The organism is Nonomuraea sp. LPB2021202275-12-8, assembly GCF_037044575.1.
Classification (GTDB): domain Bacteria; phylum Actinomycetota; class Actinomycetes; order Streptosporangiales; family Streptosporangiaceae; genus Nonomuraea.
In genome coordinates, this window is record NZ_JBAHWD010000031.1 from 87,917 (window position 1) to 103,978 (window position 16,062).

General features: G+C 70.9%; 17 protein-coding genes and 3 tRNA genes. 14 read left to right on the forward strand and 6 right to left on the reverse strand.

All coding sequences use genetic code 11. The annotated features are described in order from the left end of the window. The first annotated feature begins 135 nt into the window (after positions 1-135). Together V5E28_RS37795 and mihF are read left to right on the forward strand one after the other, a co-directional pair. The gene (locus tag V5E28_RS37795; protein WP_336214274.1) at positions 136-531 is read left to right on the forward strand and encodes a GlcG/HbpS family heme-binding protein; all 396 of its coding nucleotides are present in this window, start codon (positions 136-138) and stop codon (positions 529-531) included. Between the two features lie 105 nt (positions 532-636). Continuing rightward, on the forward strand, positions 637-942 hold the full coding sequence (gene mihF, locus V5E28_RS37800; RefSeq protein ID WP_336214275.1) for an integration host factor, actinobacterial type: 306 nt from the start codon (positions 637-639) through the stop codon (positions 940-942). 287 nt (positions 943-1,229) lie between these two features. On the opposite strand, the gene V5E28_RS37805 is transcribed toward mihF, so the two are convergent. Both V5E28_RS37805 and V5E28_RS37810 read right to left on the reverse strand, forming a co-directional pair. After that, positions 1,230-1,877, reverse strand: a complete 648-nt coding sequence (locus tag V5E28_RS37805) for a response regulator transcription factor (protein WP_336214277.1) — start codon at positions 1,875-1,877, stop codon at positions 1,230-1,232. Beyond that, positions 1,868-3,115: a sensor histidine kinase gene (locus tag V5E28_RS37810; RefSeq protein WP_336214279.1), complete on the reverse strand. Its 1,248-nt coding sequence runs from the start codon at positions 3,113-3,115 to the stop codon at positions 1,868-1,870. The genes V5E28_RS37805 and V5E28_RS37810 overlap by 10 nt, the downstream gene beginning before the upstream one ends. 183 nt (positions 3,116-3,298) lie before the next feature. Between V5E28_RS37810 and V5E28_RS37815 the strand changes: the two genes are divergently transcribed. Genes V5E28_RS37815 through V5E28_RS37825 form a run of 3 tightly spaced genes read left to right on the forward strand, consistent with a single transcriptional unit; the run spans position 3,299 to position 7,630 of the window. After that, positions 3,299-4,567: an acyltransferase gene (locus V5E28_RS37815; protein WP_336214281.1), complete on the forward strand. Its 1,269-nt coding sequence runs from the start codon at positions 3,299-3,301 to the stop codon at positions 4,565-4,567. A 22-nt stretch (positions 4,568-4,589) separates the two neighbouring features. After that, the gene (locus V5E28_RS37820) at positions 4,590-5,090 is read left to right on the forward strand and encodes a GNAT family N-acetyltransferase (RefSeq protein WP_336214282.1); all 501 of its coding nucleotides are present in this window, start codon (positions 4,590-4,592) and stop codon (positions 5,088-5,090) included. A gap of 41 nt (positions 5,091-5,131) precedes the next feature. Next, on the forward strand, positions 5,132-7,630 hold the full coding sequence (locus tag V5E28_RS37825; RefSeq protein ID WP_336214284.1) for a DEAD/DEAH box helicase: 2,499 nt from the start codon (positions 5,132-5,134) through the stop codon (positions 7,628-7,630). A gap of 135 nt (positions 7,631-7,765) precedes the next feature. Here V5E28_RS37825 and V5E28_RS37830 read toward each other — a convergent pair whose 3' ends face one another. Next, positions 7,766-8,347 carry a hypothetical protein gene (locus V5E28_RS37830; protein WP_336214285.1) on the reverse strand — a complete coding sequence of 194 codons (582 nt, stop codon included), beginning with the start codon at positions 8,345-8,347 and terminating at the stop codon, positions 7,766-7,768. Between the two features lie 17 nt (positions 8,348-8,364). On the opposite strand from V5E28_RS37830, the gene V5E28_RS37835 reads away from it, so the two are divergent. Further along, positions 8,365-8,859: a DUF2087 domain-containing protein gene (locus tag V5E28_RS37835; RefSeq protein WP_336214287.1), complete on the forward strand. Its 495-nt coding sequence runs from the start codon at positions 8,365-8,367 to the stop codon at positions 8,857-8,859. A 16-nt stretch (positions 8,860-8,875) separates the two neighbouring features. Here the strand turns inward: V5E28_RS37835 and V5E28_RS37840 are convergent, their stop codons facing one another. After that, a complete protein-coding gene (locus tag V5E28_RS37840) occupies positions 8,876-9,121 on the reverse strand; it encodes a helix-turn-helix transcriptional regulator (protein WP_336214289.1) in 246 nt (81 codons plus the stop codon). 177 nt (positions 9,122-9,298) lie between these two features. On the opposite strand from V5E28_RS37840, the gene V5E28_RS37845 reads away from it, so the two are divergent. Further along, the gene (locus V5E28_RS37845) at positions 9,299-10,078 is read left to right on the forward strand and encodes a phytanoyl-CoA dioxygenase family protein (RefSeq protein WP_336214290.1); all 780 of its coding nucleotides are present in this window, start codon (positions 9,299-9,301) and stop codon (positions 10,076-10,078) included. Here the strand turns inward: V5E28_RS37845 and dusB are convergent. After that, positions 10,075-11,184 carry a tRNA dihydrouridine synthase DusB gene (gene dusB / locus V5E28_RS37850; protein ID WP_336214292.1) on the reverse strand — a complete coding sequence of 370 codons (1,110 nt, stop codon included), beginning with the start codon at positions 11,182-11,184 and terminating at the stop codon, positions 10,075-10,077. The two genes, V5E28_RS37845 and dusB, sit on opposite strands and share 4 nt — an antisense overlap. A gap of 83 nt (positions 11,185-11,267) precedes the next feature. On the opposite strand from dusB, the gene V5E28_RS37855 reads away from it, so the two are divergent. From V5E28_RS37855 to V5E28_RS37880, 6 genes are all read left to right on the forward strand, one after another. After that, positions 11,268-11,903 carry an ACT domain-containing protein gene (locus V5E28_RS37855; protein ID WP_336214294.1) on the forward strand — a complete coding sequence of 212 codons (636 nt, stop codon included), beginning with the start codon at positions 11,268-11,270 and terminating at the stop codon, positions 11,901-11,903. A gap of 38 nt (positions 11,904-11,941) precedes the next feature. Further along, positions 11,942-12,013 (forward strand) — tRNA-Gly (locus tag V5E28_RS37860). An 11-nt stretch (positions 12,014-12,024) separates the two neighbouring features. After that, positions 12,025-12,098 (forward strand) — tRNA-Cys (locus tag V5E28_RS37865). 1 nt (position 12,099) lies between these two features. Continuing rightward, a tRNA-Val gene (locus tag V5E28_RS37870) sits at positions 12,100-12,174 on the forward strand. An 88-nt stretch (positions 12,175-12,262) separates the two neighbouring features. Continuing rightward, entirely contained in the window at positions 12,263-13,009 is a 747-nt protein-coding gene (locus V5E28_RS37875) for a hypothetical protein (RefSeq protein ID WP_336214296.1), read from the forward strand. Positions 13,010-13,057: 48 nt separating this feature from the next. Continuing rightward, positions 13,058-14,122 (forward strand): WD40/YVTN/BNR-like repeat-containing protein, encoded by a 1,065-nt coding sequence (locus V5E28_RS37880; protein WP_336214298.1) that lies wholly within the window; start codon positions 13,058-13,060, stop codon positions 14,120-14,122. On the opposite strand, the gene V5E28_RS37885 is transcribed toward V5E28_RS37880, so the two are convergent. Beyond that, positions 14,119-14,748, reverse strand: a complete 630-nt coding sequence (locus V5E28_RS37885; protein ID WP_336214300.1) for an alpha-ketoglutarate-dependent dioxygenase AlkB — start codon at positions 14,746-14,748, stop codon at positions 14,119-14,121. The genes V5E28_RS37880 and V5E28_RS37885 overlap by 4 nt on opposite strands. A gap of 163 nt (positions 14,749-14,911) precedes the next feature. On the opposite strand from V5E28_RS37885, the gene V5E28_RS37890 reads away from it, so the two are divergent. Continuing rightward, complete coding sequence (locus tag V5E28_RS37890; protein ID WP_336214301.1) at positions 14,912-15,676, forward strand: VOC family protein; 765 nt, start codon at positions 14,912-14,914, stop codon at positions 15,674-15,676. Positions 15,677-16,062 lie beyond the last annotated feature (386 nt).

Here is a 16,062-nt window from a genome sequence, read left to right on the forward strand (position 1 = left end):
CGCGCAAGGGCCGAAAAGCCCCATCCGGTACGCGTGCCGTACGGGGGAACGCGGCGATCTTGCGCAGCCGATGCCCGGACGGTACGCATGAGGCGTCGGGCGGGGGACGGAAGACCTGGAGCCGGGGAGTCGTGCGTGGATCTGGAACTCGCGTTGCGCATGTGCGAGGCGGCGCTGAAGCAGGCGGCGCGCGAAGGCGCGGCGATCTCCGTGGCCGTGGTCGACTCGGGCGGACATCTGGTGTCTTTCCAGCGTATGGAGGGTGCGGGCTTCGCCGGAGCGTCCCTGGCGCCGGGCAGGGCGTGCACCGCGGCGGCCCACCGCAGGCCGACGGCCGAACTGGCGTCTCCGCCCCCCTACGGCGACGAGGGGCGGCATGACCGTTTCGCGGGCGTTGGAGGTGGACTCCCGCTCTGGGCGGACTACGGTGAGGGAGAACGCGTGGCCGGCGGCGTAGGGGTCAGCGGCGGCACGCCCGAGCAGGACGAGGCGTGCGCCGAAGCGGCCGCCTCGGTCTGGCGGACACGTTGAGCGGCGCTTTCCGCAACACGAACCGCTGGTATCCGCCATGATTAGCCACTGCACTACGGGTAACAGGAATCCCCGATCGTTAACTCCCCGAGGAGAGAACACAAGATGGCACTTCCCACTCTCACCCCAGAGCAGCGCAAGGCAGCGCTGGAGAAGGCCGCGGAGGCACGCGCCGCCCGCACCGCCCTGCTCGCCAAGGTCAAGGCCGGCGAACTGAGCTTCTCCCAGTTGCTCGAGCGCGATGACGACATCGCCAAGAAGATCAAGGTGTCGCAGGCCCTGCGCGCCGTCAAGGGCGTCGGACCGGCCAAGGCCACCGCGCTGATGGAGGAGGCGGGCGTCGACGAGAAGCGCCGCCTCGGCGGCCTGGGCGCCCAGCAGCGCAAGAAGCTGGTCGACGCGCTCGGCTGATGCCGGGCGGCCAGGTCCGCGCGCAGTGCCGCGCGGACCGGCCAGCACCCCGAACCCGTGAAGTGCGGGCCGGACAGCGGGCCGAGGAGGGGCTGGCAGGCGGACCCCACCGCCTGTGAGCGGGCCAGGCTCCGGCCGCGCGACCGTTGGCGCGCCAGCTACTCCGGCTGACGCCGGGGTAGGCCGGCGGTCACCACAGGCACACGAGCTCGGCCCAGCGGACCGGCGAGGGCCGCGTGGCCCACCAGGGCCCGGGCGCCAGGCCGAGGCTTCCGGGGCGAGGACCGCTAGGAGCGCAGGTAGGCCAGCACGGCGAGCACTCGGCGATGCTGGTCGCTGTCGTCCGCGTAGAGGCCGAGCTTGCTGAAGATGCTCCTGATGTGCTTCTCCACCGCCCCGTCGCTGATCACGAGCTGCCTGCCGATGGCGGGATTGGACTTGCCCTCCGCCATCAGCCCGAGCACCTCGCGCTCGCGGGGCGTCAGCTGGGCGAGCGGATCGTCCCTGCGCCTGCGCACCATCAACTGCGACACCACCTGCGGGTCGAACACGGTCCCGCCCGCGGCGACCCGCCGCAGGCCCTCCAGGAACTCGTCCACGTCGACGACGCGGTCCTTGAGCAGATAGCCCACCGCGCCTCTGGCGTCGGCGAGCAGGTCGTCGGCGTAGGACACCTCGACGTACTGCGACAGGATCAGCACGGGCGCCCCGGGCACCCGGCGCCGCGCCTCGACGGCGGCCCGCAGCCCCTCGTCGGTGAAGGACGGCGGCATCCGCACGTCCACCACCGACACGTCGGGCCGGTGCTCGGCGACCGCCTCGACGAGGCCGTCGCCGTCCCCGACGGTGGCGACCACCTCGCAGCCGAACTCTTCCAGCAGCCTGACCAGGCCCTCCCTGATCAGAACCGCGTCATCGGCCACGACTACGCGCACGGCACCTCCGCAAAGATCACTGTCGGGCCTCCGTCGGGCGAGCGCACCATGAGCTCCCCGTCGACGGCGCGGAGCCGGTCGGCCAGCCCGGCGAGACCGTGTCCCTTGGCGACGTGTGCGCCGCCGACCCCATCATCCCCGATGGTGAGCATCAGTGAGCTACCGGTGCTGATGAGCTGGATGGTGCAGACGCTGGCCTTGCTGTGCTTGGCCACGTTCGTCAGGGTCTCGGCGACGACGAAGTAGATGGCGTTCTCGATCGCGGCCTCGTAACGCTCGCCGCCCTGCACGTCCAGGTCGACCGGCACGGTGCAGCGCCCGGCGAGGGCCGCCAGAGCGGGGGCCAGGCCCCGGTCGGACAGCACGGGCGGGGCGATGCCGCGGGACAGGGCGCGCAGCTCGTCGAGCGTCTCGCGGGTGGCGGTGATCGCGGAGCCGATCGTGGCCTGCGCCGCCTGGGGGTCCTTCTGCATCTGGCGCTGTGCCCTGGACAGCTCCATGGCCAGCGACACCAGTCGCTGCTGCGGGCCGTCGTGGATGTCGCGCTCCAGCTTGCGCAGCGCGTTGGCCTCGGCGGACACGGCGGCGGCCCGCCCTTCCGCCAGGTCGTCGATGCGCTCGTGCAACTCGGCGACGCCGGTCAGCAGCGCCCTGCCGAGCGCGGCCCGCAGCAGCGCCGCGCCGCGCACCGCGAACGGCATGACGAGCACGAAGAACAGGCCGAGGCACACGTAGAAGATCGAGTTCGTCAGGTAGCCGGTGCCGAAGCCCAGCAGCTCGGGCAGTTCCACGCTGCCGGGGATGCGCGAGGTGACGATCCCGTAGATCGGATAGGTCAGCCCGGCGAGCGGCACCGCCCAGAAGACCACCGTGAGCACGAACGCGACGAGCGCCAGCGGGAAGTTCAGGATGCCGTGCAGCAGGTCGAGCCATGACTGCCCGCTGGTGAGCGGGTTGATCAATCTGCGGAAGCGGCCCGCGCCCGCCGGGGCGGGCCTGTAGCGGGGCCGCACGGGCGGGCGCTTGAGCACGTCGGAGAGCCAGCCGCGCTCCGCGTCGGCGAAGCCACGCGCGACCATGAGGGTGCCGGCGAGCAGCGGCACGCCGATCCACACGACGGCGGTGCCCACACCGGCGGCCACACCGGCGATCATGAGCACGAAGGTGATGACGGTCGTGGGGAACCCCACCAGCGTGTAGCGGGTGTCCAGCAGGACACGCCTCGTCAGGGAGCGCATGTCCCACACGCTAGAGCTCTCCGGTTCCCTTTTCGACCCGGCGTACCCGTCTTCCGGGGTAGGGCCAGCCCTACCGGGGCGGGTGGTGCGAAGGCGACCGGAAGACGGCGGCTCGCGGCAGTGTGCCGGAGCGGGCCCGGCGGGAGCCTTGGGTCACTGCTCCCCCACCGAATCGAGGCCCCCATGACCGTCCTGCTGGAACGGCCCGCACCGGTCCGCACGGCGTCCCCGGCGCCGGTCAGGGACCCGTTCATCGACGTCCTGCGGGTGTTCGGCATGGCGCTGGTGGTGTTGCAGCACTGGACGATCCCGGTGCTGGCCTTCGACGGCAGCCGGTTGACGACGGGCAACGCGCTGTCGACGCCCGGCGTGTGGGTGGTCACGTGGATCAGCCAGGTGATGCCGCTGGTGTTCTTCGCGGGCGGCGCGGCCAACGCGATCAGCTTCGGCCGCGCCGCGCACGGCGGCCCGCAGTGGCTGGTCACCCGGCTGCGGCGGCTGGCCTGGCCGTTGCTCCCGCTGGCGGCGGTGTGGATCCCGCTCCCCCACGTGCTGCTCGCGCTCGGCGTCCCCGCGCAGCCGCTGGAGGTGGGGGCCAAGCTCACCGGCCAGCTCCTGTGGTTCCTGGCGGTCTACCTGATCGCCGTCGCGGCCACGCCGTACATGCTGCGGCTGCACGGCCGGTACGGCATGCGGGTGCCGGCGGCGCTGGCGGCCGGGGCGGTGCTGACGGACGTGCTGCGCTTCTCGACCGGGTTCGACGCGCTCGGCTATCTGAACATCGTGTTCGTCTGGCTGGCGGTCCACCAGCTCGGCTTCCTGTACGCCGAGGGACGGCTGAGCCGGCGCGGCCCGGCGCCGTGGCTGATGGCGGCCGGCGGCTTCGGCGCGGCGGTGCTGCTCGTGGCGTTCGGCCCCTACCCGGGCAGCATGATCGGCCTGCCGGGGGCCGAGGTGTCGAACATGGCGCCGCCCACGCTGGCGATGCTGGCGGTCGCGTTCGGGCAGATCGGGCTGGCGGCGCTGCTGCGGCCGTGGATCCTGCGCCTGCCATTCCAGCGGGTGCTGACCTGGGCGGGACCGCGGATCATGACGGCGTACCTGTGGCACATGCCGGCGCTGTTCGCGGCGACCGGCGTGGTCGTGGTCGGACTCCGCCTCGACACACCCGTTCCCGGCGGCGCCTTCTGGCTCGCCGGCTGGCCGGTCTGGCTGGCGCTGCTCGGCCTGGCGATGTGGCCGCTGCTCAAGGGCTTCGCCCGGTTCGAGGAGCCGCCCGCACTGCCGTACGGGAAGGCCACCTGGGGCGGTGCGCTGGCCGCGACCGGGCTGGTCGCGGGCGGGCTGCTGGCGCTGACGGTCGCGGGGTTCGCGCCCGGCCTCACGCCGATCCTGGCGCTGCTGGCGATCCTGGGCGGGCTGCTGGTGACGGGGCCGCGCGCCCAGCTGTGAGCATCCGAGAGAATGCCCCGCTATGACGACTATTCGCCAGATTTCGGATGCCGATCTGCCCGCTGTGGCCGCGATCTACGCCCACTACGTGACCGACAGCGTGGTCACCTTCGACGAGACGCCGCCGTCGCCGGAGGACTGGCGGGCGAAGGCGGACGCGATCGCGGCGGCGGGCCTGCCTTTCATCGTCGCCGAGAGCGGCGGCCAGGTGCTGGGCTACGCCTACGCCGCCCAGTACCGGCCCAAACCCGCCTACCGGCACACCCTGGAGGACAGCATCTACCTGGCGCCGGAGGCGACCGGGCGGGGGCTGGGGCGGCTGCTGCTGGGCGAGCTGATCGCCGCCGTCTCGCGGACCGAGGCACGGCAGATCGTCGCGGTGATCGCCGACGGCGGCGAGGAGACATCGCGGAAACTGCACGCGGCCTTCGGGTTCGCCGAGGCCGGCCGGCTGCGGAATGTGGGGTTCAAACACGGCCGGTGGATCGACACCGTTCTGCTCCAACTCGACCTGAGACGGTAAGACCGGTTCGACCACGCGGTGAACTTCGGCAGGATAGGTGTGTGAGCCTTCTCGTTGACCGCCTGCCCGAAGAGATCGATGCCGATCCCGACGCCATCTTCGACGCGTTCGTTTCGTGGAACTCCGAACGGGGGCTCACCCTCTATCCGGCCCAGGAGGAGGCGCTGATCGAGGTCGTGTCCGGGAGCAACCTGATCCTGGCCACACCCACCGGATCGGGCAAGAGCCTCGTCGCCCAGGGCGCCCACTTCGCCGCCCTGACCAGGGACATCCGTACCTTCTACACCGCTCCGATCAAGGCGCTGGTGTCGGAGAAGTTCTTCGACCTCTGCGCGGTCTTCGGCACCGCGAACGTCGGCATGATGACCGGCGACGCCAGCGTCAACCCGGGCGCGCCGATCATCTGCTGCACCGCCGAGATCCTCGCCAACGTGGCGCTGCGCGACGGCGCGACGGCCGACATCGGCCAGGTGGTGATGGACGAGTTCCACTTCTACGCCGAGCCCGACCGCGGCTGGGCGTGGCAGGTGCCGCTGCTGGAGCTGCCGAACGTGCAGTTCGTCCTGATGTCGGCGACGCTCGGCGAGGTGTCGATGTTCGAGCGCGACCTGACCAGGCGCACCGGGCGGCCGACCGCGGTGGTCAAGCACGCCGAGCGGCCGGTGCCGCTGGTCTACTCCTACCGGATGACCCCGCTGCACGAGACGCTCGAGGAGATGCTCAGCACCGGCCAGGCGCCCGTCTACGTGGTGCACTTCACCCAGGCCGCGGCGATGGAGCGGGCGCAGTCGCTGATGAGCATCAACATCGCGACGAAGGCGGAGAAGGAGGCCATCTCCGCGATGATCGGCGGCTTCCGGTTCACCACCCGCTTCGGCCGGGCGCTGTCGCGGCTGGTGCGCCACGGCATCGGCGTGCACCACGCCGGGATGCTGCCCAAATACCGGCGGCTGGTCGAGCGGCTGGCGCAGGCCGGGCTGCTGAAGGTCATCTGCGGCACCGACACGCTCGGGGTGGGCGTCAACGTGCCGATCAGGACGGTGCTGTTCACCGCGCTGTCGAAGTACGACGGCAACAAGGTGCGCCGGCTGCGCGCCCGCGAGTTCCACCAGATCGCCGGCCGGGCCGGCCGGGCGGGCTTCGACACGATCGGCTACGTCTCCTGCCAGGCGCCCGAGCACGACGTCGAGAACGCCAAGGCGCTGGCGAAGATCGGCGACGACCCCAAGCGGCGGCGCGGCTATGCCCGCAAGAAGCCGCCGGAGGGCTTCGTCGGCTGGAGCCAGGAGACCTTCGAGAAGCTGCAGAGCGCCGAGCCCGAGCCGCTCAACTCGCGGTTCAAGGTGAGCAACGCGATGCTGCTGGCGGTGATCAACCGGCCGGGCGACTGCTTCCAGGCGATGAAGCACCTGCTGACCGACAACCACGAGGACCGCAAGTGGCAGCGGCGGCACATCAGCCAGGCCATCGCCATCTACCGGTCGCTGCTGGCGGGCGGCGTGGTCGAGCAGCTCGCCGAGCCCGACGAGCAGGGCAGGCGGGCCAGGCTGACGATCGACCTGCAGGAGGACTTCGCCCTCAACCAGGCGCTGTCCACGTTCGCGCTGGCCGCCTTCGACCTGCTCGACAGGGAGTCGCCGGCCTACGCGCTGGACATGGTCTCGATCGTGGAGTCCATCCTGGACGACCCGCGCCAGATCCTGTCGGCCCAGCTCAAGAAGGCCAGGGGCGAGGCGATCGGGCAGATGAAGGCCGACGGCATCGAGTACGAGGAGCGCATGGAGGCGCTCGCCGAGGTGATGTACCCGATGCCGCTTGACGACCTGCTGCTCGGCGCGTACGAGACCTACCGGCGGGGCCATCCGTGGGTGGGCGACTACACGGTCAGCCCCAAGTCGGTGGTGCGGGACATGTACGAGCGGGCGATGACGTTCGGCGAGTACATCCAGTTCTACGAGCTGGCCAGGTCGGAGGGCACGGTGCTGCGCTACCTGGCCGACGCCTACCGCACGCTCTCGCGGACGGTGCCCGAGCACCTCAAGACCGAGGACCTGGTCGACCTGATCGAGTGGCTCGGCGAGCTGGTCCGCCAGGTCGACTCCAGCCTGATCGACGAGTGGGAGAAGCTGGCCAACCCGGACGAGGCGCTGGAGCAGCGCCAGGCGCTGGAGACCAAGGTCCGCCCGGTGACCGGCAACCCGCGGGCGTTCCGGGTGCTGGTGCGCAACGCGATGTTCCGGCTGGTGGAGCTCTGCTCGCTGGAGAAGGAGGCGGAGCTGGCGGAGCTGGCGCCGGACGTCGACTGGGGCGCGGCGCTGGACGCCTACTACGACGAGCACGAGGAGATCCTCACCGACGCCGACGCGCGGGGGCCCGCGCTGCTGCGCGTCGAGGAGGAGAGCGGCCTGTGGAAGATCCGCCAGACGATCAAGGATCCGGCGGGCGACGGCGACTGGGGCATCGACGCGCAGATCGACCTGGCCGCCTCCGACGAGGAGGGCCGGGCGGTCGTCCACGTCGTCGGGCTCAACAGGCTCTAGACATGAGTAAGCCGTGTGCCGGAACGGACTGGCAAGGGCGCCCCGGCACACGCCTGTTCCTTCAGTTTCCCGTCAGGAAGTTCGGCGTAGCGTCATGACAATGTCCCAAGATCGAGACATTCGCCCGGCGCCTGATCAGCAGGCGGCGATGCGGCAGATCTTGTCCAGCATCCGCTTGCTGTCCTTCGTCTGCTGCTTGAAGTCGGCGGTGGCGGGCTTGCCCCACTCTCCCGCCACGGTGTAGACCAGCAGCGCGTTGCCGCGGCGGGTGACGAGGCCGCGCTCGCCGCCGATGGCCGGCCGCCTGGCCTGGTAGGCCTGGCCGGTGACGGCCAGCGCCTCGTCGCCGAGCCGCACGGCGCGGCTGGAGTAGCGGTAGTCGGACGTGCCGCAGACACGCGCGGCCTTGTGCAGGTCGCGCAGCGCCTTCTTGGCCGCCGACCGGGAGGAGTAGAGGATGACCTGCTCGGACTTGGAGTAGTCCGGGACCGCGGTGTAGACGAGGGTCTTGGCCGCCTTGCGCCCGCTCTGGCCGAGCCCGCGCTTCTGGCAGGGGTTGACGACGAGTGCGGCGCTCTTCTTGGCGCTCACCCGCCAGCTGTGCTCCGGGTTGTCGTCCTTCTTGGCCGCCGCCTTCTCGTACAGCATGAACCCGTTGGGGATCCCGACGGTGGCCGAGGTGGCGAGAGCGGCGGATAACAGCAAAATTGAGACCATGGTCCAAAATGATACGAATGACTGACGTGGAGATCAGGCGAGTGCTCGGCTTGCTGTCCCAGGACGACACCTTGCGGGCGTTCGCCTCGTTGGTGCTCGGCGACACCGGAGACGTCCCGACCAAGGTGCTCGACCGGCTGGTCAGCGGCGGCCTGGCGGTTCAGGACGAGGACGGGTCGTGGCGGGCCAGGCCCGAGCGGTTCCGCGAGCTGCTGCGGGCGCAGGCCGGGCCCGCGCCCGAGCTGAACGAGGAGGACCGGCTGCTGCGCAACTACCTCGTGGACGGGCGGCTGCGGACGATGCCGATGAAGCGTGACAAGCGCCTGGTGGTGCTGCGCTACATCGTGCGGGTGTTCGAGCCCGGCGTGCGCTATGCGGAGAAGGACGTGAACGTGAGCCTGCGGGCCTTCCACGACGACTACGCCGCCCTGCGCCGCTACCTCATCGACGAGTGCCTGCTGTCCAGGGAGAACAACGTCTACTGGCGCAGCGGCGGGCCGGTGGACGTCTAGCGGCGCAGGACGCCCATCACCCGCCGATCCTGCCGCGGGCCCGGTAGTCGCGGGGCGGCACGCCGTACTCCCGCCTGAAGGCGCGGCTGAAGTGGAACGGGCTGACGAAGCCGGACGCGGCGGCGACCCGCCCGATGTCCAGGTCCGTCGCCTCCAGAAGGGTGGCCGCGTGCCGCATCCGGGCCTCCCGCACGGCCCGCATCGGGGTACGGCCGGTCTCGGCGGCGAACAGATGCGCGAAGCGCGACGGCGACAGCGCCACCGCCCGCGCGAGCGAGGCGACCGAGCAGCCAGCTCGGCGACCCCGCCGCGCGCCGGGTGGCGTAGCCGGACGGCTGGTCGTAGTGCCCCACGATCGTGAGCTCGGCAGCAGGAACGGACATGTCCTCAGCGGTCACGGTCATACCCTCGCACGGGCCCGCCGCCTAGCGTGAACGGCATGAAGCTCACCGACTTCCACGACCGCGGCTACGTCCTGGCCCCCGGCCTGCTGACCTCGGACGAGGTGGCCGACCTGCGCGAGGAGTTCATGGCGCTGCACGCCGGCGGTCCCATCCCCGGCCATTTCACCCCCCAGCCGCAGGAGCCCGACCGGCCGTACGACATCCTGCGCGACTACCCGCGCATCATGCACCCCCACCGGGTGAACGACGTCGCACTGCGCTATCTGCTCGACTCCCGGATCGGCGCCATCGTCGAGGACCTGCTCGGAGAGGAGCCGATAGCAGCCCAGAGCATGTTCTACTTCAAGCCGCCGGGAGCCAGGGGGCAGGCGCTGCACCAGGACAACTTCTACCTGCGGGTCGAGCCCGGCACCTGCGTGGCGGCTTGGGTGGCGCTGGACCGGGTGGACCGGGCCAACGGCGGCCTGGAAGTGGTGCCGGGCACGCACCTGATGGACCTGTTCTGCCCGGAGGAGGCCGACCTCGACCTCTCCTTCACCCGCGAGTACGTGCCGCCGCCGCCCGGCCTCGACCGGGTGCCGGTCGACATGAACCCCGGCGACGTGCTGTTCTTCAACGGCAGCCTGGTCCACGGCTCGGAGCCCAACAGCACGGCCGACCGCTTCAGGCGCAGCTTCATCTGCCACTACGTGGGCCGCTCGGCGGAGCGCATCGCCGCCTACTACCCCACGCTCACCATGTCGGGCGCACCCGTACGGCTGGAGCCCGCCGTCGGAGGCGGACCGTGCGGGACCGAGGCCGTCGGCCCGCATTAGCCGCCGGAGATGTCCGACTCCGCGTCCTGCGGGACGACGCAGTCCCACGGGTCGTCCAGCCATCCGTCCGGCAGGTGCACCTTGGTCCGTTCGCCCGACTTGCCGCGCGGCGTGTCGGTGTTGGCGGGCCACGGCTGGTCGTGGTCCAGCTTGGCCAGGCTCTCGCGCAGCCCGTCGAGCGACTCGGCGGTGCCCAGCTCGCGGCGCAGCTCGGCGCCGACGGTGAACCCCTTGAGATACCACCCCACGTGCTTGCGGAAGTCGGCCACCGCGTAGCGCTCGATGTCGAAGCACTCGGCGAGCCCTTCGGCGTGCCTGGCCATCACCGCCGCCACCTCGCCGAGCGTCGGCCTGGCCCGCTCGGGGTCGCCGTCGAACGCGTTGGCCAGGTCCTTGAACAGCCACGGCCGCCCCAGGCAGCCTCGCCCCACGACCACGCCGTCGCACCCCGTACGCGCCACCATGCGCAGCGCGTCGTCGGCGCACCAGATGTCGCCGTTGCCCAGCACCGGGACGTCCGGCACCGCCTCCTTGAGTCGCGCGATCGCCTCCCAGTCGGCGACCCCGCCGTAGTGCTGGCGCGCGGTGCGGGCGTGCAGCGCGATCGCCGCCACCCCCTCCTCGGCCGCGATGCGTCCGGCGTCGAGGTAGGTGAGATGGTCGTCGTCGATGCCCTTGCGCATCTTCATCGTCACAGGCAGGGAGCCGGCGTTGGCGACGGCCTCGCGCAGGATCCGCCGCAGCAGGTTGCGCTTGTACGGCAGCGCGGATCCGCCCCCGCGCCTGGTCACCTTGGGCACCGGGCAGCCGAAGTTGAGGTCGACGTGATCGGCCAGGTCCTCCTCGACGATCATCTTGACCGCGCGGCCCACGACGGCGGGGTCCACGCCGTAGAGCTGGATGCTCCTGGGCTTCTCCGACTCGGCGAACCTGATCATCCTGAACGTCTTCGGATTGCGCTCCACCAGAGCCCGCGTGGTGATCATCTCGCACACGAACAACCCGCCGCCCTGCTCGCGGCAGAGCACCCTGAACGGCGCGTTCGTGATGCCCGCCATCGGCGCCAGCACCACGGGCGGCCACACCCCGATCGGCCCAATCTTCACCCCGTCAGTTGTAGCGCAGGTCGAGCCCGGAGCGGTATTCGCCGGATAGTCTGTGAACTGGCATCTCGCTCGGGAGGGGATGGATGCTTCTTCGCGTGCGCGTCGCGCTGCCCGACAAGCCAGGATCGCTGGCGCAGATCACCAAGGTGCTCGGCGCCGCCGGAACCGACATCACTCAGGTCACCGTCCTCGAAAGAGGCGCCGGCCGGGCCGTGGACGACCTGACGGTCTACTGCCCCGACGAGCTGTCCAAGCAGGCGCTGCGCGAGCGGCTGGAGAGCGTGGCGGAGGTCACGGTCGAGGGCGTCTGGAGCACCCGCGAGGCGCCCGGCACCTACCCCGAGCTGGAGATACTCAAATACATCACGACCGCGGGCGACCGGGCGCTGACCACGCTCGTCGACTCGCTGCCGGTGCTGTTCAGCGCCGACTGGGCGGCCACGGCGGCCGAGCGCGGCGTCGTCTACGCGAGCTGGCGCGCCCCGTCGCAGGTGCCGCTGCCGCAGCCGGTCCCCGCCCGCCCGACGGCCAGCACGCTCGAAGGCGGCCTGCACGTCATCCACGCCCCGCTGCCGCCGCTCGCCCTCACGCTCCTGCTGGCCCGCTCCGAAGGCCCCGCCTTCCATCGCATCGAGGTGCACCGCCTCACCCGCATCCTGGAGATCTTTCTCAGCCTGCCCGCGACCGAGCGAAGTGTGGCCCGCCAGCTCCGCAAGTAAGCATCCGGTCGCGAAACCCGCTAGAGTTGGTGGGCAACGCGGAAGTGGCTCAGTGGTAGAGCATCACCTTGCCAAGGTGAGGGTCGCGGGTTCGAATCCCGTCTTCCGCTCTGAGTCTCCTGGTGGAGTGGCCGAGAGGCGAGGCAGCGGCCTGCAAAGCCGTCCACACGGGTTCGAATCCCGTCTCCACCTCCAAGGACGATTAGCTCAGCGGGAGAGCGCTTCCCTGACACGGAAGAGGTCACTGGTTCAATCCCAGTATCGTCCACCACGAACAAAGCCCCAGCTCACAGCATGGGGCTTTTTCGTTGTCCCTCTTCGGCGGTGTGATCGGCCGAAGAAAGGGGGACGTGGCACCCATGCGACCCAACGCGGTGGAGATCAAGGTAACTGTCGACGGCCCGCACGTGGCGGCGGTCATGCGGGCCCTGGCGCTGACGCCGGAAGACGGCCACGAGCTGAAGATCTACTTCTGTGAGGACGTGGCGGACGGCCTCGCCCCCAGCACACCCCTTCTGGACGCGGGCGTGATCTTACGTGCCCGCGACCTCGGAGACCGTAAGAGCGACTCCACGATCAAGCTGCGCCCCTGCCGGCGCTCACAGCTCAACGACTACTGGCTCGGCGCCACGCACGGTGACGGCTGGGAGTTCGCGCTCGAGGCCGACTGGTCCGGCGACCGCAAATTGCTCACCGCCTCCTGCACCGCACTCCGATCCTCCGAACGCATCCAGACCGTCTACTCCGGCGGCCGGCCGATCAAGGGCCTCTTCACGGACAAGCAGGAACGCTTCCTCAAGACCTGCGCGGCCCTGCACGTCAACCTGCGCACCCTCAAACTGCTCCCGCCCGTCGCGGCGACCCGCTGGGGACCGATGGAGCTGCCCGCCGAGGACCGGAAACTCACCGTCATGGCCGAGCGCTGGACCGTCGACGACGCCCTGGACTTCCTGGAGTTGTCGCTCCGGGTCGGCCCGGAAAGCGCGGCGGAAGCCAAGACCGCGCTGGAGGATCTCGTCCGGCGGCACGGCGTCGAGCTCGACCTCACCCAGGAGACCAAGACGCGGCGGGTGCTGGAGCATCTCGTGCGGACCACCACTCCCTGAAGAGGTGGGCCATGGACGGTACTGATCCTTTGGGTTAGTTTGCCCGGCATGAGGCTTCGATTCGCGCTGAGCGTCCTGTCGGCGGCCTGCCTGGTCGCCGCCACCCCGCTGACCGCCCACGCCACCACCCCGGCTCTCGGCTGGGAGCTGAAGGAGACCGGGGTGACCGCGCGGCTGCGGGGCCTGTCACCGGTCAGCCGCGACGTGGTGTGGGCCTCCGGGTCGGAAGGCACCGTGGTCCGCACCGTCGACGGCGGGCGGACCTGGCAGAACGTCTCCCCGCCCGGCACCGCGGCCCTGCAGTTCCGCGACGTGGCGGCGTTCGACTCGCGCCGGGCCGTGGTGCTGTCCATCGGCGAGGGCGCCGACTCGCGGATCTACCGGACCGAGGACGGCGGCCGTACCTGGACCGAGACCTTCAGGAACGACGAGCCGAGAGCCTTCTACGACTGCGTGGCGTTCTTCGACAGGCGGCACGGGCTGGCGATGAGCGACCCGGTGGACGGCAGGTTCAGGATCCTCGCCACCGAGGACGGCGGGCAGAGCTGGCAGGTGCTGCCCGCCGACGGCATGCCCGACGCGCTGCCCGGCGAGGCCGGGTTCGCGGCGAGCGGGCAGTGCCTGGTCACCTCCGGCAGGCGGGACGTCTGGCTGGCCAGCGGCGGGGCCGAGCGCTCGCGGGTGTTCCACTCGGGTGACCGGGGCCGCACCTGGACGGTCGCCGACACGCCGATCCCGGCCGCCGACCCGGCGCGCGGCGTCTTCGCGGTGGCCTTCCGCGACCCGCGCCACGGCGTCGCGGTGGGCGGCGACTACCGGCCCGACCAGCCGTCGCCCAGCGCGGCCGCCCTGTCCAGGGACGGCGGCACCACCTGGCAGGCCGCCGCCGCGCCGCCTCCGGCCTACCGGTCGGGCGTGACCTGGATTCCGTATCTGCCGTTCGCCGCGATCGCCGTCGGGCCGTCCGGCAGCGACGTCACCTACACGAGCGGGAAGGCGTGGCAGACCTTCGACACCGGCTCGTTCGACACGGTGTCATGCACGCCGGATCTGTCCTGCTGGGCCTCCGGCGAGCAAGGCCGCCTGGCCCGCCTCACCTTCAGGCACCGCTAGCGCACGCCCCTGGGGCGGAACTGGATGCTGATCCGCGGCCCGGCCGGGCGGGCCGTCTTGGGGATCGCGTGCTCCCAGGTGCGCTGGCAACTGCCGCCCATCACGATCAGGTCGCCGTGGCCCAGGTCGTGGCGGATCGACGGCCCGCCGCCGCGCGGGCGCAGCAGCAGCGGGCGCGGGCAGCCGACCGAGATGATCGCCACCATGGTGTCCTCGGCGCTGCCCCGCCCCATCGTGTCGCCGTGCCAGGCCACGCTGTCGCGGCCGTCGCGGTAGAGGCACAGGCCCGCGGTGCGGAACGGCTCGCCGAGCTCCTCGGCGTAATGGCCGTCGAGAGCGCGCAGGGCGTCGTCGAGCACCGGATCCGGCAGGCTCTCGCCCTCGTCGTAGAACTTCAGCAGCCTCGGCACGTCGACCACCCTGTCGTACATCCTGCGCCGCTCCGCCCGCCACGGCACCACCTCGGCCAGCCGCTCGAACAGCACATCGGCCCCGGACAGCCAGCCGGGGCGCACATCGAGCCACGCGCCACGGTCCAGGGTCGTCCTCCGGACCGTCGAGCCGAGCGCGCCGACGCCGAGCTCCTCGTCAAGCCCCAGCAAAGACGCTTGGAATACAGCCGTCATGCCTTCGAGTATATGTCATCGTTCAAACACACATTCGACTGTGCGTGTCGTGCTGCTTTTGCCGGTGGTCCGTGCGAGGCTCGGAGTCAACGGAAACGAGTGGCGTCGCCTCAGGCCGCACCAGGGACGGGCCACCCACCACTTCGTGACGAAGGAGCACATCATGCTCACCACTCAGTTCCTGCCCGGCACCCCGTGCTGGATCGACCTCGGCAGCCACGACCTCGAAGCCTCGGCACGGTTCTACACCGGCGTGTTCGACTGGCGGTTCGAGTCCATGGCCCCCGACTACGGCCTGTTCAAGGCCGACGGCAAGACGGTGGCCGCGATCGGCTCGAGCACCGACGAAGGCGCCAAGCCGGCCTGGATGCTCTACTTCCAGTCACCCGACTGCGACGCCACCACCAAGGCCGTCGAGCTCGCGGGCGGCACCGTGCGCGTCCAGCCGATGGAGATCGAAGGGCAGGGCCGGCTGGCCCAGTTCACCGACCCGGCGGGCGCCGAGTTCGCCGTCTGGCAGCCCGGCGGCAACGCCGGCCTCGACCTGGTCACCGCCCCCCGCTCGCTGGCCTGGGCCGAGCTCTACGTCCCCGACCCCGCCGCCGTCCGCGAGTTCTACCAGTCGGTGTTCGGCTGGAGGATCCAGGACGTGCCCATGGGGGACGACTTCGTCTACCCGGTGGTCTCACCGGCCGAAGGCGACCAGGAGGAGACCTCGATGGCCGGCCTCGCCGAGCTCCAGCCCGGCGACCACCCCCACTGGCTGTCCTTCTTCGAGGTGTCCGACTGCGACGCCGCCGTCGCCAAGAGCCAGCAGCTCGGCGGCACGGCACTGGCCCCGCCGATGGACATCGAAGACGTGGGCCGCCTGGCCTTCGTCAACGACCCGCACGGCGCCCGCTTCGCGGTCATCACCAGCTCCGCCTGACAACGCCCCCGGTCCGTACGACGCGTCGCCGTACGGACCGGGAGGCGTGGGGCGTCCACACGACACGACTCGCGGAGCCGTCGTCGTCCGGCGAGCCCGCACGTGAGGCGGACCGGTCATCCCCGAGGGCACTTCGCCTCTGGAGATCCCCGAAGCGAGCGGACGCCCGTGGGGCCGGAGGGACGTCCGGTCCGCGCGGCACGCAGTCCGCATGGACCGGACACCCGACCAGCCCCACGGGCTCTCGTGTCCGGCGTCCCTTTCCCGCCGGACGCCCCACTGCCCCCGCCTCGGCGCGTCACACCTCCGGACGGCTCCGGACAGGTACGACTGGCGTAACGTCTTATGGATGTTATCGCGTTACATGACCGGAGCTCTGGCCGCGC